At 60.6% G+C, this 19,021-nt stretch carries 21 protein-coding genes and 1 tRNA gene; 13 read left to right on the top strand and 9 right to left on the bottom strand.

Translation table 11 applies throughout. The features are described 5' to 3' along the window. Positions 1 to 20: 20 nt before the first annotated feature. The 3 genes from D0Y96_RS05305 to D0Y96_RS05295 form a co-directional block, all read right to left on the bottom strand. On the bottom strand, positions 21 to 470 hold the full coding sequence (locus D0Y96_RS05305) for a hypothetical protein (RefSeq protein ID WP_117298306.1): 450 nt from the start codon (positions 468 to 470) through the stop codon (positions 21 to 23). A 69-nt stretch (positions 471 to 539) separates the two neighbouring features. Then, the gene (locus tag D0Y96_RS05300) at positions 540 to 2,939 is read right to left on the bottom strand and encodes a glycoside hydrolase family 31 protein (protein ID WP_117298702.1); all 2,400 of its coding nucleotides are present in this window, start codon (positions 2,937 to 2,939) and stop codon (positions 540 to 542) included. A 227-nt stretch (positions 2,940 to 3,166) separates the two neighbouring features. After that, positions 3,167 to 3,496: a hypothetical protein gene (locus D0Y96_RS05295; protein ID WP_147324919.1), complete on the bottom strand. Its 330-nt coding sequence runs from the start codon at positions 3,494 to 3,496 to the stop codon at positions 3,167 to 3,169. A 118-nt stretch (positions 3,497 to 3,614) separates the two neighbouring features. Here D0Y96_RS05295 and D0Y96_RS05290 point away from each other — a divergent pair. Continuing rightward, a tRNA-Leu gene (locus D0Y96_RS05290) sits at positions 3,615 to 3,698 on the top strand. Positions 3,699 to 3,774: 76 nt separating this feature from the next. Next, positions 3,775 to 4,071 (top strand): preprotein translocase subunit SecG, encoded by a 297-nt coding sequence (gene secG / locus D0Y96_RS05285; protein WP_117298304.1) that lies wholly within the window; start codon positions 3,775 to 3,777, stop codon positions 4,069 to 4,071. A gap of 156 nt (positions 4,072 to 4,227) precedes the next feature. On the opposite strand, the gene D0Y96_RS05280 is transcribed toward secG, so the two are convergent. Continuing rightward, a complete protein-coding gene (locus tag D0Y96_RS05280; protein ID WP_117298303.1) occupies positions 4,228 to 4,485 on the bottom strand; it encodes a hypothetical protein in 258 nt (85 codons plus the stop codon). Between the two features lie 280 nt (positions 4,486 to 4,765). Here D0Y96_RS05280 and D0Y96_RS05275 point away from each other — a divergent pair, with 280 nt between their 5' ends. The 3 genes from D0Y96_RS05275 to D0Y96_RS05265 all read left to right on the top strand — a co-directional run bounded on the left by D0Y96_RS05275 (position 4,766) and on the right by D0Y96_RS05265 (position 6,162). Next, on the top strand, positions 4,766 to 5,044 hold the full coding sequence (locus D0Y96_RS05275; RefSeq protein WP_117298302.1) for a ribbon-helix-helix domain-containing protein: 279 nt from the start codon (positions 4,766 to 4,768) through the stop codon (positions 5,042 to 5,044). Next, a complete protein-coding gene (locus tag D0Y96_RS05270) occupies positions 5,044 to 5,451 on the top strand; it encodes a type II toxin-antitoxin system VapC family toxin (RefSeq protein WP_117298301.1) in 408 nt (135 codons plus the stop codon). The genes D0Y96_RS05275 and D0Y96_RS05270 overlap by 1 nt, the downstream gene beginning before the upstream one ends. Before the next feature lie 66 nt (positions 5,452 to 5,517). After that, positions 5,518 to 6,162 carry an MBL fold metallo-hydrolase gene (locus tag D0Y96_RS05265; protein ID WP_117298300.1) on the top strand — a complete coding sequence of 215 codons (645 nt, stop codon included), beginning with the start codon at positions 5,518 to 5,520 and terminating at the stop codon, positions 6,160 to 6,162. Positions 6,163 to 6,223: 61 nt separating this feature from the next. Here D0Y96_RS05265 and D0Y96_RS05260 read toward each other — a convergent pair whose 3' ends face one another. Continuing rightward, positions 6,224 to 6,727: a DUF6982 domain-containing protein gene (locus tag D0Y96_RS05260; protein WP_117298299.1), complete on the bottom strand. Its 504-nt coding sequence runs from the start codon at positions 6,725 to 6,727 to the stop codon at positions 6,224 to 6,226. A 318-nt stretch (positions 6,728 to 7,045) separates the two neighbouring features. Between D0Y96_RS05260 and D0Y96_RS05255 the strand changes: the two genes are divergently transcribed. The 4 genes from D0Y96_RS05255 (at position 7,046) to D0Y96_RS05240 (ending at position 11,452) form a co-directional block, all read left to right on the top strand. Then, positions 7,046 to 8,806 carry a tRNA nucleotidyltransferase/poly(A) polymerase family protein gene (locus D0Y96_RS05255; protein ID WP_252263501.1) on the top strand — a complete coding sequence of 587 codons (1,761 nt, stop codon included), beginning with the start codon at positions 7,046 to 7,048 and terminating at the stop codon, positions 8,804 to 8,806. Positions 8,807 to 9,116: 310 nt separating this feature from the next. Next, positions 9,117 to 9,518 carry a response regulator gene (locus D0Y96_RS05250; RefSeq protein WP_117298297.1) on the top strand — a complete coding sequence of 134 codons (402 nt, stop codon included), beginning with the start codon at positions 9,117 to 9,119 and terminating at the stop codon, positions 9,516 to 9,518. A 125-nt stretch (positions 9,519 to 9,643) separates the two neighbouring features. Then, the gene (locus tag D0Y96_RS05245) at positions 9,644 to 11,083 is read left to right on the top strand and encodes a C45 family autoproteolytic acyltransferase/hydrolase (protein WP_117298296.1); all 1,440 of its coding nucleotides are present in this window, start codon (positions 9,644 to 9,646) and stop codon (positions 11,081 to 11,083) included. Positions 11,084 to 11,248: 165 nt separating this feature from the next. Next, a complete protein-coding gene (locus D0Y96_RS05240) occupies positions 11,249 to 11,452 on the top strand; it encodes a cold-shock protein (RefSeq protein WP_117298295.1) in 204 nt (67 codons plus the stop codon). A gap of 93 nt (positions 11,453 to 11,545) precedes the next feature. Here the strand turns inward: D0Y96_RS05240 and D0Y96_RS05235 are convergent, their stop codons facing one another. Next, positions 11,546 to 13,189: a DHA2 family efflux MFS transporter permease subunit gene (locus tag D0Y96_RS05235; RefSeq protein WP_252263500.1), complete on the bottom strand. Its 1,644-nt coding sequence runs from the start codon at positions 13,187 to 13,189 to the stop codon at positions 11,546 to 11,548. 66 nt (positions 13,190 to 13,255) lie between these two features. Between D0Y96_RS05235 and D0Y96_RS05230 the strand changes: the two genes are divergently transcribed. Together D0Y96_RS05230 and ribB are read left to right on the top strand one after the other, a co-directional pair. Then, positions 13,256 to 13,912, top strand: coding sequence for a TetR/AcrR family transcriptional regulator (locus tag D0Y96_RS05230; protein WP_117298294.1), 657 nt, complete (start codon positions 13,256 to 13,258; stop codon positions 13,910 to 13,912). A 41-nt stretch (positions 13,913 to 13,953) separates the two neighbouring features. Continuing rightward, positions 13,954 to 15,147 carry a 3,4-dihydroxy-2-butanone-4-phosphate synthase gene (ribB, locus tag D0Y96_RS05225; RefSeq protein WP_117298700.1) on the top strand — a complete coding sequence of 398 codons (1,194 nt, stop codon included), beginning with the start codon at positions 13,954 to 13,956 and terminating at the stop codon, positions 15,145 to 15,147. Between the two features lie 207 nt (positions 15,148 to 15,354). Here the strand turns inward: ribB and D0Y96_RS05220 are convergent, their stop codons facing one another. Both D0Y96_RS05220 and D0Y96_RS05215 read right to left on the bottom strand, forming a co-directional pair. Continuing rightward, positions 15,355 to 15,954, bottom strand: coding sequence for a hypothetical protein (locus tag D0Y96_RS05220; protein WP_147324918.1), 600 nt, complete (start codon positions 15,952 to 15,954; stop codon positions 15,355 to 15,357). A gap of 130 nt (positions 15,955 to 16,084) precedes the next feature. Continuing rightward, positions 16,085 to 16,744 carry an HAD family hydrolase gene (locus tag D0Y96_RS05215; protein ID WP_117298699.1) on the bottom strand — a complete coding sequence of 220 codons (660 nt, stop codon included), beginning with the start codon at positions 16,742 to 16,744 and terminating at the stop codon, positions 16,085 to 16,087. A 209-nt stretch (positions 16,745 to 16,953) separates the two neighbouring features. Between D0Y96_RS05215 and D0Y96_RS05210 the strand changes: the two genes are divergently transcribed. Beyond that, a complete protein-coding gene (locus D0Y96_RS05210; protein WP_199480187.1) occupies positions 16,954 to 18,126 on the top strand; it encodes a pyridoxal phosphate-dependent aminotransferase in 1,173 nt (390 codons plus the stop codon). Between the two features lie 195 nt (positions 18,127 to 18,321). Next, positions 18,322 to 18,963, top strand: coding sequence for a hypothetical protein (locus D0Y96_RS05205; protein ID WP_117298291.1), 642 nt, complete (start codon positions 18,322 to 18,324; stop codon positions 18,961 to 18,963). A 5-nt stretch (positions 18,964 to 18,968) separates the two neighbouring features. Here the strand turns inward: D0Y96_RS05205 and D0Y96_RS20680 are convergent. Further along, positions 18,969 to 19,021: hypothetical protein (locus D0Y96_RS20680; protein WP_215601613.1), on the bottom strand; the 53-nt coding region annotated here is incomplete at its 5' end.

Genomic DNA, 19,021 nt, shown 5'->3' with positions numbered 1-19,021 from the left:
CGGGCGCGGGGAGTATTCGTTTACCGCCAGCGCTCGCCGCGGCTCGCACCATATTCCCGCCACACATAGCTCCACGGGATAAGCGGCACAAAGACCACCACCATCAGCACGGCGGTGATATCGGCTGCCACGGCGTCTGTAATCTGGTGCGCTCTCCACAGCGGCAGCGCGAAGGCGATCAGATAAATCGCCTTCCAGGTCAGCTCAAAGAGCAGCAGCGGAATCATCTTCACCGGATACCGCAGCCCCAGCAGCGCAGTTGCTCCCAGCCCCGCCAGCAGGCTGAAGCGTATGCCCAGCGATATCGCGAACGATGCCGTGTGATGGATCACGCTCGGCCAGATGTAGAGTCCCAGACCGCCGGCAAGGATCAGGTAGCAGACCCGCAGCGTATACAGCCGCCACAACGGCACTGCCGTGGAGGAGGCATTGCCGGCTATCCGGCGGTCTCTCGCGTCGTTCCGATCCATGCACGCCTCCGCACACTCCGGTGTTCCATTGTCACCGAAGTGTGCGCGGCTGCCTATCGTTCGTTTTGTCTATTTCCCCTCCACCACGACGGACTGATCGAGGCCGCTCCATCCGGCTCCTTCATGTTTCAGCCGGTGCGCCGCCTCATTCCAGATCAGCGTGGTGACTGAGCCTGCGCCCTTTTCGTAGCTGTAGGTCTTTCCGTCATCCTGGAAGACGGTAAAGCGGCCGTCCGCGCCGGGGTACACCTCGATGGACGCGATCGCCTGTGGCTGTCCCGCGCTCAGAACCTCCGCACCAAGCGGCACGATGCTGCCCGCCCGCACAAAGAGCGGCAGCGTATCGATCGGAGCATCGGCCACGATGGTCTGCCCGCCGTGCAGCCGCTCATGGGTCCAGTAGTTGTACCAGTCGCAGCCCGCCGGCAGATACACCTTGCGGTGCGTCGCGCCCTGCTCCGTCACCGGAGCCACCAGGAAGGCCGGTCCATACATATACTCGTCCGGAATATTTGCGGCCTTCGGATCGTTCGGGAAGTCCATGAAGAGCGCCCGCATATACGGAGCGCCCGTCTGATAGCTGCGGTATGCAGCCGAGTACGTGTACGGCAGAAGCTGGTAGCGTAGCCGCAGATACTTCGCCAGAATCGGCTCCGCCTGTTTGCCGTATGCCCACACTTCGTTGTGATTTCTTTCGCCGTGCGCGCGCATCACCGGCTGGAAGGCGCCCCATTCAAACCAGCGCACAAAGAGCTCGGGATAGTCTTCGTAGTTGCCGATCGTGCCGCGCACATCCGAGCCGTCGATCAGCGGCTTGTGAGCCGCATGGTAGTCGGCGGGAATCGCGGGCGAGAAGAATCCCGCAATGTCCGTGTCCCAGTAGGGCAGGCCCGTCGCGGTAAAGTTCAGCCCCGTCGGAATCGAGCGCTTCAGCATGTCCCAGGTGGAGAGAATGTCGCTCGACCAAAAGACCGTGCCGTTACGCTGCGCGCCCAGATACGCCGCGCGCGCCAGGATCATCACTCTGCGGCTGTCTCCAAAGTCACGCCGGAAGCCCTCATACACCGAGGCTGTGTGAAAGAGCGGATACACGTTGTAGAAGCGCGTGCCTGAGCCGATCGAGAACACGTCCTTCGCCGGATCGATGTCCGGCTCCGTCTCATCCAGCCAGATGTAATCGAAGCCGTATGGCTTCACGTAGCGGTCGCGAATCTTCTCCCAGAACCACTTCGCCGCCTCGGGGTTGGTGGTGTCGATATTCGGTCCGATGGCGTCTTTAAAATTGCCCGGGTCGGGCTTGCCGTCCGGCGTGTGAATCAGCCAGCCCTTGCTCTGCAGCATGTCGTAGAACTGCGTGCCGGGCGAGTAGTGCGGCCACACGCTCAGCAGCGTGCCGATGCCCATCGCATGCAGTTCGCGATTCATCGCCGCCGGATCGGGCCAGCGTGCGGGGTCGAGATCCATCTCGCCCTGCGCCGTCATGTTCAGAAAGTCCACCACCATCACATCGAGGGGCAGATTCTTCGCGCGATACTCCTTCGCCACATCGAGCACCTGCTGCTGCGTGGGGTAGATCGCCTTGCTCTGGATATATCCATAGACCGCTCTCGGCAGCAGATGGGTCACGCCGGTCAGCAGACGGTAGCCCTCATAAATTTCGTCGCTGGTTTTGCCCGCGATCACGAAGTATGAAACGCGGTCTCCCACCTCCGACGACCACACATTGCGCCCGTTGAAGCCGAGATCGACCGTCGTCTTCGACGGGTTGTCCCACACCAGCCCGTAGCCGCGGCTCGACACCATGAACGGCACGCAGACGTCCTCGCCGCCAATGGCCGAATACTCGTGCCAGCAGCGAATCTGGTGATCGCGCAGATCCATCCAGCCCTTCTGCTGCTGCCCGAGGCCGTAGTAGTGCTCGTCTGCCGGAGAGTCGAAGGTCGAGGAGACGCGGTACTCCTTCTCGCCCGTATCCGCCGCCACGTCCGGCCGCTCCGGCGCCATGGACCACGTGCGCATGTGCAGCAGCTCTTTGCCCTCCGCCGTCGTCACCAGCAGCGCATCGTTGTGCGGACCGTGTCCGCCGCCTCCGCCAAAGTAGTGCTCGCGCAGCTGCAGGTTCAGCGCATCGAGGGGCATCGGCTGCGGCAGCTTGTCTTTGGGAAGGCCTGCCGGAGCCACACGCACCACCAGGCGCGACGAACGATATACATCGCTGCCATCCGCCTCCCGCTCGTGCGTCCAGCCCTCTGCCGAAGGCTGCGCCACAAATCCATATCCCGGAGCCGACGTCGCCGCGGCCTTATCGGTGCTCATCGTCACGCGCAGAATGTTCGGAGCATAGGGCTCGAGCGAGATCACCCTGCCCTCGCGCTCCAGCACCAGGGGACTGTTCTGGGCCATCGCCACACTGCCCGGTAACAACGCCATGAGCATTGCGGCCAGCCCTGCCGCAAAGAGGTTCGGCATGAAACGGCGCGCGCCTCCGGCTCTGCGGCCGGCAGCGCCCCATATATCTTTCCTAAACGGAATCCGCATCTCTCTCCCACTCTCCGGTGTGTTCATCTCACCCGCTCTTCTCTCGCCCGGCAAACGTTTACCGCTCTCGGCACAGAATGAAATCGCATCGCAATTCTATGCGACTTCGGTCTCCGGCATCCAGGCAGGCAGATGGTGGATAGCCGGTCAGTTTGAAATCAGAGTTTCTGCCGCAGGAATTCCACGACGATGTGTCCTATGAAGGCCGCGGTCAGAGCAATGGCAAAATTTGCCGGAGTAACAATCTCATGAAGCGCACCTGAAAGTGTCTTATGGATGGATCGATCGAACTCGCCCATCAGCAGATTTGCATAGAAGAGAAAGATGATGAAGCCAACTTCCACAACCGCACGCAAAAGATAGGAGCGAGGGCCGCTGGATTTGGAGGGCATATTCAAAATCATAGCGAAGAGACTGCGCTGCGGCTCTCTTTCTGCTGCCTTCCGGGTGGTCGAACGGGCCATTCCGACGCGAACGGAGAATTTCAAACCGATGCACTGCCAATGGTGTGATCAGAATCGAAAAATGGCATCCTTCCCGGCCTCCGGAGATTCTCACAGCGCTTCAGCTTTGTTATAGTTACGTGAGGACAGGGTTTCACCGAGTGCGGAAGTGGTGAAATGGCAGACACACCATCTTGAGGGGGTGGCGCCGAGAGGCATGGGGGTTCAAGTCCCCCCTTCCGCACCAAACAGTCCGACATTTTTCAACGCGGAGCCGGTCAGTGTGAAGACCGCGGCTGCGGCCCGCAGGAAAGCATGTATCGATGATTTATCTGGTCAGCACGATCCACGTTATTATCTGTCTCGTTTTAATTCTGGTCATTCTGCTGCAGCAGGGCAAGAGCGCCGATCTGGCGGGCGCCTTCGGCGGCCAGGGATCGCAGACCGCATTCGGACCACGCTCGGCGGCCAACATGCTCACGAAGGCCACGGGCTGGCTGGCATTGGCCTTCGTCATCACCTCCATCGCGCTGACGCTGATGATGCAGCACCGTACGGCAGCATCTCACTCAGTGCTGTCAGGCTCGCAGACCACGCAGAGCGCTCCGGCAAAGAAGTAGAACAGCATTCGGCTTTACGCAGAAAAGGCAGGCTGTGCGCCTGCCTTTTGCTTTTGCGGGCACCGGATGGCGGCAGCCGATGCATGCACCGCAACCACTTCTGACAGCCGCTCCGCGGTCGTTCTGCAACCGGTCTAAAACAGCTCCGGAACCGATCTACAAACGTTCCGGGCACGCGCCGTACAACTGCAGCAGCGCTTCGACCTTTGCCGCGTCCTTCGATCGCCAGGTCTCCTCGGCCCACTTCTTCACCTCGGGCGGAGAGCCGCTCTCCAGCTCCTGATAGACGAAGCTCAGGGCGCGGTCGAGCGGCTCCTCGACCCAGGTGTTCCCTTCTCCGTGCACGCGCGTTGCGCCCTTCTCCCAGCCGCGGGGAGTCAGATGCCATTCGGTCCATTCTTTTCTCGGTGCCATAACGTCCCTATTGTGACGCAATTTTGCACTTCAGGGCAGCCTCGGGGACAATCGATCCGGAGTTACAGCGATATTTGGTGGCTGACTTTGGTGAACCCTGCAGACACGTGGCTTTATTTTGGCTGCTGCCCGCATGGAGAGAAGCGCGAAACCGTTGGATACGATGGAGGAAGACGGCTGAATTCCGGGCCTCATAGATCAGGTTCGTTTCTGTCACGACCGCGCGCGTCTTCTCAGAAAGCGTTGTGCGCCACGCAAACGCCTTTGATAAGCTACAGGCATGAAGGCTTCCCTCAGTCCCGATGTGGAGCGCCTGATCCAGGAAAAGGTCAGCAGCGGCCGTTATCGCTCGGCTGACGAAGTCGTCCGTCTCGGGCTCTCCCTGCTCCAAAAAAGTGAGGAACAGGCTCACACTGCCCCACCCGGCAGCGCCGGCGATTTGGCGGCCATGTTTGCAGAGATAGCCAGTGATGTGCCCGATACCGACTGGCAAAAGGTCCCGGCTGATCTTTCAGGGAATCTCGATCACTATCTGTATGGTGCGCAGAAGACCTCCTGATGGAGCGCGTATTTGCGGATACGGGCTACTGGATCGCCCTTCTGAATGCCCGTGACGAACTCCACCAGAAGGCTTCCGCTGTTTCGCGCGACATTGTTCCCGACCAGATCGTCACCAGCGAAATGATCCTGACCGAATTCCTGAATAGCTTCAGCGATTATGGAATTCACCTCCGTCAGGCAGCAGCGAAGGCAGTCGAATCACTTCGTCAATCGAAGGTCCGTATTTTCCCGCAGACACCACAGTTATTTGCAAATGCTCTTCATCAGTATCAGCTGATGGCAGACAAAAGCTGGAGCCTTACAGACTGCGCCAGTTTCCTTATTATGGAAGAAGAGCGGCTGACGGCAGCGTTAACGCATGACCGGCATTTCGCTCAGGCGGGATTTCAGGCTCTGTTGCGATAGTCCTGTTGCAGGTAATTTTTCGGTTTTGTTCCATGCTGGCTGAAATCTGAATGTCCGGTAAAAACTATGATCCGCGAAACCTTCCCCGTCGGGCCGCTGCAGTGCAACTGCACGGTACTGGGCGATGAGACCACGCGCGAGGCGATGGTCATCGACCCGGGCGACAACATCCCGCTCATTCTGTCGCGGCTGGCAAAACACGGGCTGACGCTGAAGCAGATCGTCGTCACCCACGCGCACATCGACCACGTCGGCGGAGCGCTGCAGCTAAAGCGGGCCACCGGCGCGCCGATTCTGCTGAATGAAAATGATCTTCCCCTGCTGGAGATGATGGATGCGCAGGCGGAATGGCTCGGCGTTCGTCCGCCGGAGGTGGCTCCGCCCGACCTCAGCGCCAGGGAAGGCGCCGCCGCCGGTATCTCCGGACATGCCGCGCAGATTCTCGAAACGCCCGGCCATACTCAGGGCAGCATCTGTCTTTACTTTGCGCCGCAGCGGCTGCTGCTGGCCGGCGATACGCTCTTCGCCGGCTCGATCGGCAGAACCGATCTGCCCGGCGGCGACGGCCGGCAGATTCTCCGCTCCATCCACGACCGCCTGCTCACCCTGCCCGAGGACACGCTCGTCGTTCCCGGCCACGGCCCCGAAACGACCATCGGCGAAGAGCGCCAGTCGAATCCCTTTCTGCAGCCCGGTGTCCGTCTGGCGTAACGGGTCCGGTGGGTGTAACGGGTCTCTGGCTGGTTTTCTGCGAAGCAGCGGCCGCTGCCATTCAGAAGAGCCGTTCCTGCGTCTCGTCCGCCTCTTCGGCGGGCTTCTTCTTCGCCGGCTTTGCCGCAGCTCCTCCGATGACGGCCACCACCTCGGCCGCTTCGACCGAGCTGCGCGGCACCCAGATACGCTGCGTGTTAGAGCGGATATCGGGCGGGGTAAGAAAGAGTCCTTCGCCGGTCACCAGGCTCACGTCATTGGCGGCGAGGCCCTCGACCTGGTCGCCGTCCTTCAGCGTGAGCCGCAGAAAGACGCCTTCTGTGCGCGGCCGTACTCCAAAGGCCTTGCGCACCAGGCGCTCAGGGTTATTCAGCTCGCCGGAGTTGAAGTCGCGGACAAAGCAGATCCACTTCAGCGTATCCGCCGGAAGAGAAAGCACCTTCCCCTCCAGCCCGAGCAGCTCGACATCGCCCGCGTGGACGAATCCGTCAGCGGGCAGATAACCGGCCACCCAGTCCCGGGTCAGCCTGCGTGCGATGGCTTTTTTTCGGCTGCTCGAAGGCATGCACTCCTCGAAAAATCAGAACGATCCGGCCACAAACTCAAAATTGTTGCACGCTGAAGACTCAACGCATCGAAAATTGTGCAAAGCGGTAGCCAGGAATGTTACCGTATGTTACATTGTACCTTTGAATGGCGTTTCCGCCTTCCTGTAAACATTTGGATCAGAAGACGTTAGACCAATTAAGGCAGCTGGGCGGCACAGAAATCCACAGCAGACACTGAAAGCATGCCCGATTACGTCTACCTCATAGAAAATCGCCTCTCCCTGGCACAACAAAGTGCTCTGAAACACGTTCGGGATGCGGCCCGTGACGCCGGAATGACAGTATTTCTCGCCGGCGGCGCAGTACGCGATCTCTCTACCGGCTTCCCTGTCCGCGACCTTGATTTTTCAGTTCAGGGAAATGCCCTTAAGCTGAAGAAAGCGCTGGAGAAAGCCGGAGGTAAGCTGTGGGGCGAGCACGAGCCGACACGGACCCTCTTTTTCTGGTTTCCGGGCAGCGTCCGCATCGAGATTTCGAGCACCCGCCGCGAGGATTATCCGAAGCTCGGCAAGCCGGTCTATCACTGGGCCACGATCGTCGAAGATCTGCGCCGCCGCGACTTTACCGCCAATGCGATGGCGATCTCGCTGAATGAGGGCTCCTACGGCCTGCTGCTCGACCCGATGAACGGAATCGCCGACATCGAAGCGCGGCACCTTCGCCTGGTCAGCAACTACGGCTTTCTGGAAGATCCGTCGCGCATGATTCGCGCCACCCGTCTCGCCGCCCGCACCGGGTGGGAGATGGAAGAGCGCACCAAAGTCCGCTACGAGAACGCAAAGGCCGAAGACGGGATTGATTCCCTGTCTCCCTACCTCAAGGGCTATGAGCTGGAAGAGATCGGCCACGAGGAAGACGCACTGAAGATTCTGCGTGCGCTCGAGGCCGAGGGCTGGATCAAACACCTCTTCCCTGCCTGGACCTCGGCGAAAGCCGACCTCGCAGGCCTTGAGAATCTGCACAGGATTCTGATCCAGCTGCTGATGCAGGGGGTGAATCCCGATCCATCGGCGGCGCAGATGCAGCTGCTGACGGCAAAGCTGCCGCCGAAGGATCTGAGCGCGCTGAAGAAGATGTTCCCGTGCCAGGGCTTTGTGGAGCAGTGGGACCAGCTGGACGAGGATGCGAAGGAGTTCGCGAAGGTTCTGACCGGCCGGGAAGCCCACACGCCCTCCGCCACCTGGAAGCTGGTAACCAGCTATCAGCCGGAGCCGGTTCTGTGGCTGGCTTACAGCAGCAAAAGCGCTCCGGTGCAGGCGAAGTTCAAAAACTTCTTCACCGTCTGGCCCGAGGCCCGTCAGAATGTGCCCGTCGCGCTGATGCAGGAGATGCGCATTACGCCGGAGCTGCCGGATTATGCGAAGCTGCTGCAGGAGATGTTCTATCAACTGATCGATGGCAAGCTGCAGACTCCCGAGGAGATGCGCGCTTTCCTCGAGCCCTGGTCGCCGCCCGCGCCGCCGCCTCCGGTCACCTTCCGCCGTACTCGCGGACGCCGCTCCGAGACCAAAAGGATGGATGAGGACGAAGACGAGAACGAGATGCCGGATGCGGGCTCACTCGAAGGCGACGAAGATCTCGACCACGATGAGGCCGACGAAGACGAGAGCGAAGACAAAGAGATTATTCCGCCAATGCCTCCGGCTCGAATCGCAACGAAGGCGGTGAAGAAGGCTGCGCCGGAAGCGCCGTCCGCGGCAGAAAAATCTGCCGCAAAACCGGCTCCGGAGGCCGGCAACAAGGCGAAGCATCCTGTTCCGCCGGCAAAACCGGAAAAAGCTGCCGGCAAGGCTCCGGAAAAACCGGCGGCAAAGAAGCCTGAGCCGAAGCCGGCTCCTGCAAAATCGGCGAAGGCTCCTGTAAAGAGCGCAGCGAAGACGGTTGCGAAGCCTGCCGCCAAAAAGCCGGCTCATAAACCTGTTCCGGCCAAAAAAGCGGCGAAGCCCGTCCATGCGCATACGCACGCCCAAAAAGCTGCAAAGCCGGCCCACAAACCTGCAAAGTCGGCCGCTGCCGCGAAGAAAAAGAAGCACTAAACGGCTGGCGGCGGCAGCTTTGCTCCTCTCTGAAGACCGAGAGCCCCTGGCCGCGATCTTTCAGCGGTGAACTTTTTTGCGAAATTCTCATCCTCCCATCAGACAAAGGCGTACAACCCCTGGCGGAAATGTATGCTTCCTACAGTGGAATCGTGCAGCCGGTCAGAACGACGCCGCTCTGAATGCAATGCCACGTTCCCGCACACCCCTTGCTCTGTGAACGCATGGCAGTAGAACCAGCACCCCCTCGAAAGCGGGCGATTTGAAAATCGAAACACCGATCAATTTTTATTCTGGTCAGGAACAACCTATGCCGGATGAAAATACCGTACCCACATCCAAAGTTCTGATTGTGGACGACGAAGCGATCATCGCCGATACCCTGCAGGCCATTTTCATGCAGGCCCACTATGAAGCGCGCACGGCCGGCAATGTGGAAGAGGCGATCGCGATTGCCGAGGCCTGGCAGCCGGATCTGGCCATTGTCGACGTCATCGTTCCGCGCATGAGCGGCGCCGACCTCGCTCTGCTGCTCAAGGGGCTGTGTCCGGATATCCATGTGCTGTTCTTCTCCGGCAAATCGGTCAGCTCCGATCTTCTCGATCAGGTACACCGGAAGAACGAAGAGTTCGAGCTGCTGGTCGAGCCGGCGCGGCCGCCGGAGCTGCTGCACTTTGCCTCGCGCCTTCTGCATCCCGGCTGCGAAGCATAAAGCCCGGCTGCAAAGCATAATGAATTCCGGACGCGAAGCATGACCGCGTCTTCCCGCAACCCGCTCCCTCTGCTGTGATATGGTCTCTCTCATTCCCGACTTCTTCGGGAATGGAGAGTGACCGGATGCTCTTCCGCTTGCGCCGCTGCGTTGTGCCTTATCTCGTATGGCTGTGCGCGGCTCTTTGTTTCATGACGGGCTTTACGGCGGCTCATGCCGCGACCGCGCCGCTGCCCAGTTCCTACACCTTTCAGCGCAACGGATGGACCTACGTACATCTGCAGGGCACCCCGCAGCAGATTGGCTACCAGCACGGTTACCTTTTGGCGAATCAGATTGAAGATGCGCTGCAGGTCTTCAGGCTCGAAGATGAGCACACGACGCACCGCAGCTGGAAGTTCTTTCACGATGCGGCGAAGAACATGCTGTGGCCGCACATCGGCGAAGAGTATCAGGAAGAGCTGATGGCCATGGCCGAGGGCGTACAGGCCAAAGGCGTGCACATCGATGTGTGGGACCTTGTCGCGCTCAACGGCACGATGGAGCTCGCGGAATATTACGTGCCGTGGCTCGACAAACAGCAGCACGACAGCCGCGCTCCCAGGATTCATGCGCCGGGCAACTGCAGCGCCTTTATCGCCACCGGCAGCTACACCAAAGACGGCAAGATCGTTCTCGCCCACAACAACTGGTCGTCGTATGCCGAAGGCGCGCGCTGGACAGTGGTCTTCGACATTCAGCCGGCGCATGGCCACCACATTCTGATGGAAGGCGTGCCGGGCATGATCACCAGCAACGACGACTTCGGGCTGAACAGCGCCGGCATCATGGTGGCCGAAACCACCATCACGCAGTTCGAGGGCTGGAACCCGGAGGGCACACCGGAGTTCGTGCGCTCGCGCAAAGCGCTGCAGTATGCCTCTTCCATCGACGAATATGTGGCCATCATGCGCGAAGGCAACAACGGCGGCTATGCCAACGACTGGCTGATCGGCGACCGCAAAACCGGCGAGATCGCCTACCTCGAGCTCGGCCTGAAGCATACGCCGCTTTGGCGCACCAACAACGGCTACTTCGTCAGCTCGAACTTTCCCCGCGATCCTGCTCTGATTCGCGACGAGACGGAGGGCTTCAACCCGCGCGATCTCTCCACCTCGCCCAATGCGCGCCGCGCTCGCTGGGAGCAGGAGATGAAGGAGCATCGCGGCGGCATCGATCTGGCGCTGGCGCAGCAGTTCCTCGCCGACCATGTGGACAGCTACACCCATCAGACACACGCCGATCAGCGCACACTCTGCGGCCATGTCGATGCGGCGAAGGGCGGCATTCCGCTGTGGGACTGGGGTCCGTACTATCCCGGCGGCGCCGTGCAGGGCAAGGCCACGACGAGCGATATGGCAGCCGCGATGAGCTTCTCCGGGCACGCCGGTCATCCGTGCGGCGAAGATTTTCTGGCAAAGCCCTTTCTCGCCGCGCATCCGGAGTACGCCTGGATGTCGCCCATTCTGCGCGATCTTAAATCCGGTCCGTGGACGACCTTTACCGCGGGCGAGCGGGCGAAGTAGCCTCTCTTCAGCGAATGGTTGCTCGCCGGGCCTTATCCATGTATGCTTGAGCTACGCTCTTCACCGAGAGTGGGTTTGTCCGCCGGTATTGCCCTCTAAGCACTGCTTGCCTCTACACCTTCCTCGATCAAATCAGCGCAATTTAACTTTTAAGGAACACCTTTTATGGAACAGGGTACTGTCAAGTGGTTTAACGATGCCAAGGGCTTCGGTTTCATCACCCGCGAGAGCAACAACGAAGACGTTTTCGTGCACTTCTCCGCGATCAACACCAATGGCTTTCGCAGCCTGCAGGAAGGCCAGCGCGTGCAGTTCAATGTCGTGCGCGGCCCCAAGGGCAACCAGGCCGAGAACGTTCAGGCCGTCTAAGCCGTTTTCGAAGACGGAAAGGCCGGGCAGCTTGCCCGGCCTTTTGCTTTGCGCCTGATAACAGCGCCTTCTGCTCATGAGGCGCATTTTCTCTTAGTGCGCTGCCGTCCCGCCGCCTGGCCGGAAGGGTCTGCTCCACAGCGCCAGCGGAATGCCGACCAGACACACCACGGCGAGCATCCGGAAGCAGTCCATAAAGCCGAGAAAGCTGGCGTGCTGCCCGAGCTGCTGATAGACAAATCCATACGCATGCGCGACTGCGCCATCGTGCGAAAACCCCCGATGCTCGAAGAAGGCGATCTGGTCGGCCAGCCTGCTCTGCAGCAGATTGTTCCCCGGCGCCAGATCGCGGGCCAGGTAGTTCTGCCGCAGATCCATGCGGCGCTCGTGCATGGTGGTGATAAAGGCCACGCCGAAGCTGCCGCCCCAGTTGCGCGCGAGATTTGTAAGGCTCGATGCCTTGTTGTTCTTGTTTGCGGGCAGAAACGAATACGCCATCACGCTGACCGGAACAAAGAGGAAGGCGTATCCAAAGCCCTGAATGGCGCGGGCCAGCGCGTAGTGGAAGTAATCGGTCTGCAGCGTAAAGTGGCCGTAATACACCATGGAGAACGCAACCACACAGAAGCTGAAGACGATCAGCATCTTTGGGCTGATCACGCCGCGCTGCGTAACCCGCGCCACCAGCGGAGCGAGAATCGTGATCACCGCCGCGCCTGGCCCCAGCACCAGGCCCGCATCGGTTGCCGTATAGCCGTAGAGCTGCTGCAGAATCTCAGGAATCATCGTCGTGCTGCCGAAGAGCACGAAGCCGAAGAGGAAATAGAACGCCGCAGATAAGGCAAAGTTCTTTTCGCGCAGCAGTGTCAGCTCGATGATCGGGTCGCTGTGCCGCCACTCCCATACAACGGCGATCACCAGCGCCACCGCTGCAATACCGAGCATGCTTGTGATGAGATGGCTGCCAAACCAGTCGTCGATCTGTCCGCGATCGAGCACCACTTCGAGACACGCAAAGCCGATTGCCACCAGAGCGATGCCGATGTAGTCAATGCGCAGCTTCCCTGCCCGCCGCACCTCGGCCACTTCGGCCTTGAACTGCTCCGAATCATGCACTAAGCGGCTGGTAAGCAGCAGCGACACAATGCCGATGGGCACGTTGATGAAGAAGACCCAGCGCCAGGAGAGATTGTCCGTGATCCAGCCGCCGAGCGGAGGCCCGATGGCGGGAGCGGTGACAATCGCCATGCTGTAAAGCGCAAAGGCTCCGGCACGTTTGTTCGCCGGAAAGGTATCGACAAGAATCGCCTGCTCTACGGGAGCCAGTCCGCCGCCGCCGATGCCCTGCAGCACGCGGAAGAGCACAAGACAGTTCAGGTTCGGCGCAATGCCGCACAGAAACGATGTGAAGGTGAACAGCCCCACGCTGATCATGTAATAGCGCTTGCGGCCAAAGACGCGGCTGAGCCATGCGCTCATGGGCAGAATGACCGCGTTTGCCACCAGGTAAGAAGTCAGAACCCAGGTCGACTCGTCGAAGCTGCGCCCCAGTCCGCCGGCGATGTGCGGCAGCGATACGTTGGCGATAGAGGTGTCGAGCAGCTCCATGAACGTTGCGATCGTTACCGTGATCGCAATCGCCCAGGGATTCACCGCGGCTCGCTTCGTCGCTGTCGCGGGCTGCACCAGTGTGGTTGTCGCCAGATCGTCCTCCGCACCAGGAAAGGGTATGAGCAATGGATGCGACTGAGACCGATCGGTCGCTGAACTTTTGCTTGCAGGTTGAGACCGAGCGGTCTCATAATGAAGTCCGTGAAAAAACGGCACACATTATCGGATCGCGGCGAGGCGACGCGGCAGAAGATCATCGAGCGGGCGGCTCCCGTTTTTAACCGGCACGGCTATGCCGGTACGGCGCTCTCTGAGCTGATGGAAGTCACCGGATTGCAGAAGGGCGGCATTTACCGGCACTTTTCCGGCAAGGAAGAGCTGGCCTGCGAGGCCTTTCTCTTTGCGTGGAAGAGGGCCACGGCTCCGCGTATGGAGGGGCTTTGCGAGACCGACGGCGCTGTGGATCGTCTGCGGCTGCTGGTAAGAAATTTTGTGCATCGCGTTCCGCCGCTTCCCGGCGGCTGCCCCCTGATGAACACCGCTGTCGACGCGGACGATACCAACCCTGCTCTGCTGCAGCTGGCGCGGAAGGCCTTCCGCGACTGGCGCGCGCTGCTGATGAAGATTGTCCGCGAGGGGCAGCGCCAGGGCGAGATGCGCCGCGACCTCTCCCCGGGCTCTGTGGCCGACCTTCTCATCGGGTCGCTCGAAGGCGCGCTGCTGATCGGCCGCATCGAGGGCAACCGCAACGCTCTCTGCTCGGCGCAAAAACACCTCGACGGCTGGATTCAGTCGCTCGCTTGTCGCGCCGGTGTCAGGAAGTTGTCACAAAAGCGAAAAGCCGCCTGATGCCGCTCGCGCCTGCGTTCAAAGTGGCGGAGAATAGAAGCATGCAAGCCAGGGCGCCGTTTACCGATGTTCCCGGAGCGATCGAAGAGATCAAAGCCGGCCGCATGATCGTCGTGGTCGACGATGAAGACCGCGAGAACGAGGGCGACCTCACGCTCGCCGCCGAGCACGTCACGCCGGAAGCCATCAACTTCATGGCGAAGCACGGCCGCGGCCTCATCTGTCTCGCACTCACCGAAGAGCGAGCCGACTATCTTCGTCTGCAGCCCATGACGCAGCAGAACTCGTCACGCTTCGGTACCGCTTTCACGGAGACCGTCGAAGCGCGCGAGGGCGTCACCACGGGCATCTCTGCATACGACCGCGCGCACACCATTAAGGTCGCCATCGATCCCGCCTCCACTGCGCACGATCTGGCTCGCCCCGGCCATACCTTTCCGCTGCGCGCCCGCAGAGGCGGCGTGCTGGTGCGCGCCGGACAGACCGAGGCCTCCGTCGATCTGGCGCGTCTCGCCGGACTGATCCCCGCCGGGGTGATCTGCGAAATCATGAAGGACGACGGCACCATGGCGCGCGTGCCCGACCTCACCGAGTTCTGCCGCGAGCACCACATGAAGATGCTCACCGTCGCCGAGCTGATCCGCTACCGCCTGCAGAACGAGCGGTACATCTACCGCGTCGCCGAGAGCGCGCTGCCCACGCCGTACGGCGAGTTCCGCATGATCGCTTACGAAAGCGAGGTCAACGGCGGAGAGAGCCATCTGGCGCTGGTGCGCGGCGACGTCAGCCAGGAGCCGGGCGATGAGCCTGTGCTGGTGCGCGTGCATTCGCACTGCCTGGCCGGCGATGTCTTCGGAGCGACCACCTGCGACTGCCGCCGCGTGCTGCAGCAGTCCCTGCGCGCTATTGCGGAGGCGGGCCGCGGAGCCCTCGTTTACCTGCACAACGCTTCACGCGGATTCGATATCGATCCCGCGCCCAATCCGCACGGCGCCGTCGATCCGCACCGCATCGTCTTTCATCATGAGGCGAGGGCGCGCGAGCGGCAGGAGGAGCGCCAGCAGCGCACCCTGCGCCAGGTCGGTCTGGGCGGGCAGATCCTTGCCGATCTCGGCATTCACCGCATCCGCCTGCTGTCGAACACGCCGACGCATGTGCCGGCGCTGCAGGGCTTCAATGTGGAGATCGTCGAGCGCGTGCCGCTTCCTGAAGAGCAGGCCGCTCTTCGGATATGACGCTGGGCTGGTTTGCAGAAAAGAGGCTGAAGCCCTTTGCTTTCACAGGACTGTATGCAGAGATTAAAGCCCGTACCCTTCAGACTGGCTGCTATGCCGGAGATTGACTTCTTGACTTCTTGACTTCCCCCCTCGAATCCGGCATTATAAGTTGTTGTAGTCCTACGGAGGCTCCGGATGACTGGTGGTCAGACAGATTTTGCGTAGTTACCAGGTCCACTGAATGCGGTACTCATTGCCCATTTTAGGACTTTTAGCTTCCAGAACATAAGCGCGCCTCCCGCGTGTAAAGTACCGTAGTTCTCCTGTTCCTGTTTTTACATCCCGCCATATCCCTGTGTCATTCACTTTTCTGTACACGGCTCTGGCCGTGACAGGCGGTTTTTCTATGGGAAAAATGACAAAAATGGTTGTATTATCCACAGTTGCGCGTATGCCCATGGACTGCGATTCCTCGCGCTCGGGGTATCCATTTTCGGAATGCGCCCGAAAGATGCAGCGCAGGGTTGTTCCTTTTCCATAACGCACTTCATCTCTTGCCGCAATCACTCTGGCGCTCCCGTCTTTCTCAACCTCTCTCCATTGCGTGTCCTGGTTGTCGATCAGAAGCTGATCGATCGTATCTCTGCCGGATGTGCCATAAGAGAAATGCGGCATGGAAGTATCGTCTTTCAAAATCTTCACCACTCTGTCCTGAACAAAGTGGGCTGTCTGCATGCCGTCCTGAATTTCAAACTCGAGCGTCGTCAGAGAAGAGACAAATTTATAGCCCGACGCGGAAAATCGGTCATAAACGGAGTTTCCCACCGCCCGCGAAATCTGCCATCCCAGGTCGAGGATTTTGTATCCGAGCGATACCTCCTCAATACCGGTCATCGTGCCTCCGGAGCAGCGAAATGAGATCAGGTTATGTATAACATCCGCTGCATACGACCAATCACCGTGAATTACGAACGGTTGGCTCCGGATCGGGCAGCGGCAATCCGTTGAGCAGCCCGGTCGATTCCAGCTCCACGCGGAGCTGATCGACATTGCGGAACTGGATGGCATAGAGGCCCACCGTCTTTGCCGCCTCCACGTTCTCCGCGCGGTCGTCGAGAAACAGCGCCTCCTGTGGCGGAACGCCGATCTTTTCGCATGTCCATGTATAGATCGCCGGATCGGGCTTGATGAGGCCCACTTCGCACGACCACGTGTGGTGGTCGAAGGCGGCCAGCCACGCAAACTCCTGGCGCATGTAGCGCAGCAGGTCCTCACCCATATTGGAGAGGATGGCCGTCGGCACTCCGGCCTTCTGCAGGGCCTCGACCCACGCCAGCATCTGCTCGTTGACCGTCGCCCACATCAGCACGTCGTTCTCGATCAGGCTTTCGATCTGCTCCGGCGTCAGAAGAATACCTGCATCCTGGCCGAGACGCGCCCAGTAGCTGCGCCCGTTCAGCGTGCCCTGATCGTAGTCCAGGCGGTACCGCCAGTAGTGCGGCTCGAAGGTGTCGCGAGGCAGACCCGTAATCTCGAGGAGCTTTGTGTAAGCCGCCGGCTCCTGCGCGTTGCTCAGCACCATTCCGTAATCGAAAATCACAGCCCGAACCGCCAAATTGTCCTCCGCGACGTAAAAAGAAATGTCTGTTTCCATTATCGGGGATCGCAACGCCGCGCTGTTGTCCACTGGATAAATATCCGGGCGCGCCGATGCGGGGCGGCACGTCGCTGCAGAGCACATCGCGGCAGGTTCGCCGGCTTCTGCAGAAGCGCGCGCCACTGCGACCGCTGGCCGAGGCGCCGCCTGTGAAAAGATAGTTGCCGATGCGCTTCTCTTCCCGCACGCACTGGGACCTGCAGCCGACCGAGCTGACGCAGGCTCTCCACGCTCGCCAGGCGGCGGGCCTGCCGCTGCTCGATCTCACCGCGTCCAATCCGACGCACTGCGGCTTTCGCTACGACGCTCCCGGCATTCTGGCAGCGCTCGGCGACGCCGCTTCCCTGCTCTACGATCCGGACCCGCGCGGTATTCTGCGCGCCCGTGAAGCTGTCGCCGCGTACTATGCCGAAGCGGGCGCGGCCGTCTCGCCGCAGCACGTCTTTCTGACCACCAGCACCAGCGAGGCCTACAGCTATCTCTTCCGCCTGCTCTGCGATCCGGGCGAAGAGGTGCTGATCGCTCAGCCCAGCTATCCTCTCTTCGACTTTCTCGCACAGCTCGATGACGTGCGCCTCGTGCCCTATCCGCTCTTTCACGATCACGGCTGGCATCTCGATCTCGAAGCGCTGCGGCAGCGCATCACGCCGCGCACCCGGGCCATTGCTCTGGTGCATCCCAACAATCCCACCGGTCACTTCACCAAAGCGGGCGAGCGTCTGGAGCTCGAAAGCCTCTGCGCCGAGCATGGCCTGGCTCTGATTGTGGATGAGGTCTTTCTCGATTACGCCTTCTCCGGCGACAGCCCCGGCAGCTTTGCCGCCGGAGCCCATCCGGTGCTGACCTTCGTTCTGAGCGGCCTCAGCAAAATTGCGGCGCTGCCGCAGATGAAGGCGGCCTGGATCGCGGCCTGCGGCCCGAAGCCGTCACTGACGCAGGCGCTGGATCGCCTTGAAGTAATCGCCGACACCTTCCTCTCCATGAATGCGCCCATTCAGCATGCCCTGCCGGAGTGGCTGAACCATCGGAGTGAGATGCAGCGGCAGATCCGCGAACGAACCGCCGCGAATCTGGCGGCGCTGGACGAGACTCTGGCGCAGCAGACGATGGTCTCGCGCCTCGGCGTCGAGGCTGGCTGGTATGCCGTGCTGCGCGTGCCGGCTCTCGAACCCGACGAACACCTCGCCGTTCGGCTCATCCGCGACCATGGCGTTTCGGTTCATCCGGGCTATTTCTTTGGATTTTCCGGCGATGGCTGGCTGATTCTGAGCCTGTTGACACCGACAGAGGCATTTCTTACCGGCATACGCATCATCTGCTCTGCTTTCAGTCGTTTATAGCCGGAATCAAGATAATGGTTATCTTTTTTGATTCTCGTCATGTGATACATGATGTTTATTAATCTATAGCGCTGATTAATAAAGGCTAACTCTAATTTTTAATCTCTGCCTGAGCGACCTGTTCGGCGCCAGTCCGTAAAACCGCTTGTTCTCCTGCGGGGGGAATGATAAATTCGCCCGGAACAGGCGGTTTCCATGAGCGAAGATTCTTCGGGCAATGCGGTGGGTAAATGGGTCGCCGGGGTTCTGGCAACCGTGGTCGCGGCTGTCCTGGTCTGGGCTATCACGACTTTCCTGCCGGGCTGGCTGAACTCGCGGAACGCCGGCTCATCGAGCACGCAGGCCTCCGCCCAGACCTCGACGGGTTCCAATTCCACGTCCGGCACGTCCTCGGCCCCCTCGGGCGATCCGGCAAAGGATATCGAGGTGGACGGCATCGTGATCGACGGCATTACGAACAAGGTGCTTGGCGGAGCCAGCGTCACTCTGACCGTCGGCGGCGGCTCCCAGCAGAACGTGACGACCAGCTTCGGCAGCTACAGCTTCCTGGTAAAGGGCGCCGATCCGTCAGCGCTGGCCCAGCTGGCTGTTGCCGTAAGCGGCTATCGCAACGTGACCGATCAGGCGGTGGTGGGACAGTGGGGCATTCGGGAGAGTGTCATGATTCCCCTCCAAGTCGCCGAAGCTCCTGCGGCCGGACCCGCGCCGCCTGGCAATCTCACGGGAGCGGTCGTGGCACAGGGAGCGCACCATGAGCCGCTGCGCATTGCGAAGGACCGCTTCGTCCGGCCTGCGGAGACACGCGTGCTCACCACGAGGCCGGATAACAGGCACTGACCGGCTTAGGTACCGGTGCCGCGCACGACCACTTCCGCCGTGCGTACCAGAATCTTCA

This window comes from Paracidobacterium acidisoli (assembly GCF_003428625.2).
Classification (GTDB): Bacteria; Acidobacteriota; Terriglobia; order Terriglobales; family Acidobacteriaceae; genus Paracidobacterium; species Paracidobacterium acidisoli.
The sequence above is the reverse complement of the archived record's forward strand: the minus strand, read 5'-3'. Positions and strand labels throughout refer to the sequence as shown.

What these genes read in the sequence shown, in the direction of transcription:
- D0Y96_RS05305 (WP_117298306.1), bottom strand. Translation starts at nt 470, where the DNA reads ATGGATCGGAACGACGCGAGAGACCGCCGGATAGCCGGCAATGCCTCC.
- D0Y96_RS05300 (WP_117298702.1), bottom strand. Translation starts at nt 2,939, where the DNA reads ATGCCGAACCTCTTTGCGGCAGGGCTGGCCGCAATGCTCATGGCGTTG.
- secG (WP_117298304.1), top strand. Translation starts at nt 3,775, where the DNA reads ATGATTTATCTGGTCAGCACGATCCACGTTATTATCTGTCTCGTTTTA.
- D0Y96_RS05280 (WP_117298303.1), bottom strand. Translation starts at nt 4,485, where the DNA reads ATGGCACCGAGAAAAGAATGGACCGAATGGCATCTGACTCCCCGCGGC.
- D0Y96_RS05275 (WP_117298302.1), top strand. Translation starts at nt 4,766, where the DNA reads ATGAAGGCTTCCCTCAGTCCCGATGTGGAGCGCCTGATCCAGGAAAAG.
- D0Y96_RS05270 (WP_117298301.1), top strand. Translation starts at nt 5,044, where the DNA reads ATGGAGCGCGTATTTGCGGATACGGGCTACTGGATCGCCCTTCTGAAT.
- D0Y96_RS05265 (WP_117298300.1), top strand. Translation starts at nt 5,518, where the DNA reads ATGATCCGCGAAACCTTCCCCGTCGGGCCGCTGCAGTGCAACTGCACG.
- D0Y96_RS05260 (WP_117298299.1), bottom strand. Translation starts at nt 6,727, where the DNA reads ATGCCTTCGAGCAGCCGAAAAAAAGCCATCGCACGCAGGCTGACCCGG.
- D0Y96_RS05255 (WP_252263501.1), top strand. Translation starts at nt 7,046, where the DNA reads ATGACAGTATTTCTCGCCGGCGGCGCAGTACGCGATCTCTCTACCGGC.
- D0Y96_RS05250 (WP_117298297.1), top strand. Translation starts at nt 9,117, where the DNA reads ATGCCGGATGAAAATACCGTACCCACATCCAAAGTTCTGATTGTGGAC.
- D0Y96_RS05245 (WP_117298296.1), top strand. Translation starts at nt 9,644, where the DNA reads ATGCTCTTCCGCTTGCGCCGCTGCGTTGTGCCTTATCTCGTATGGCTG.
- D0Y96_RS05240 (WP_117298295.1), top strand. Translation starts at nt 11,249, where the DNA reads ATGGAACAGGGTACTGTCAAGTGGTTTAACGATGCCAAGGGCTTCGGT.
- D0Y96_RS05230 (WP_117298294.1), top strand. Translation starts at nt 13,256, where the DNA reads ATGAAGTCCGTGAAAAAACGGCACACATTATCGGATCGCGGCGAGGCG.
- ribB (WP_117298700.1), top strand. Translation starts at nt 13,954, where the DNA reads ATGCAAGCCAGGGCGCCGTTTACCGATGTTCCCGGAGCGATCGAAGAG.
- D0Y96_RS05210 (WP_199480187.1), top strand. Translation starts at nt 16,954, where the DNA reads ATGCGCTTCTCTTCCCGCACGCACTGGGACCTGCAGCCGACCGAGCTG.
- D0Y96_RS05205 (WP_117298291.1), top strand. Translation starts at nt 18,322, where the DNA reads ATGAGCGAAGATTCTTCGGGCAATGCGGTGGGTAAATGGGTCGCCGGG.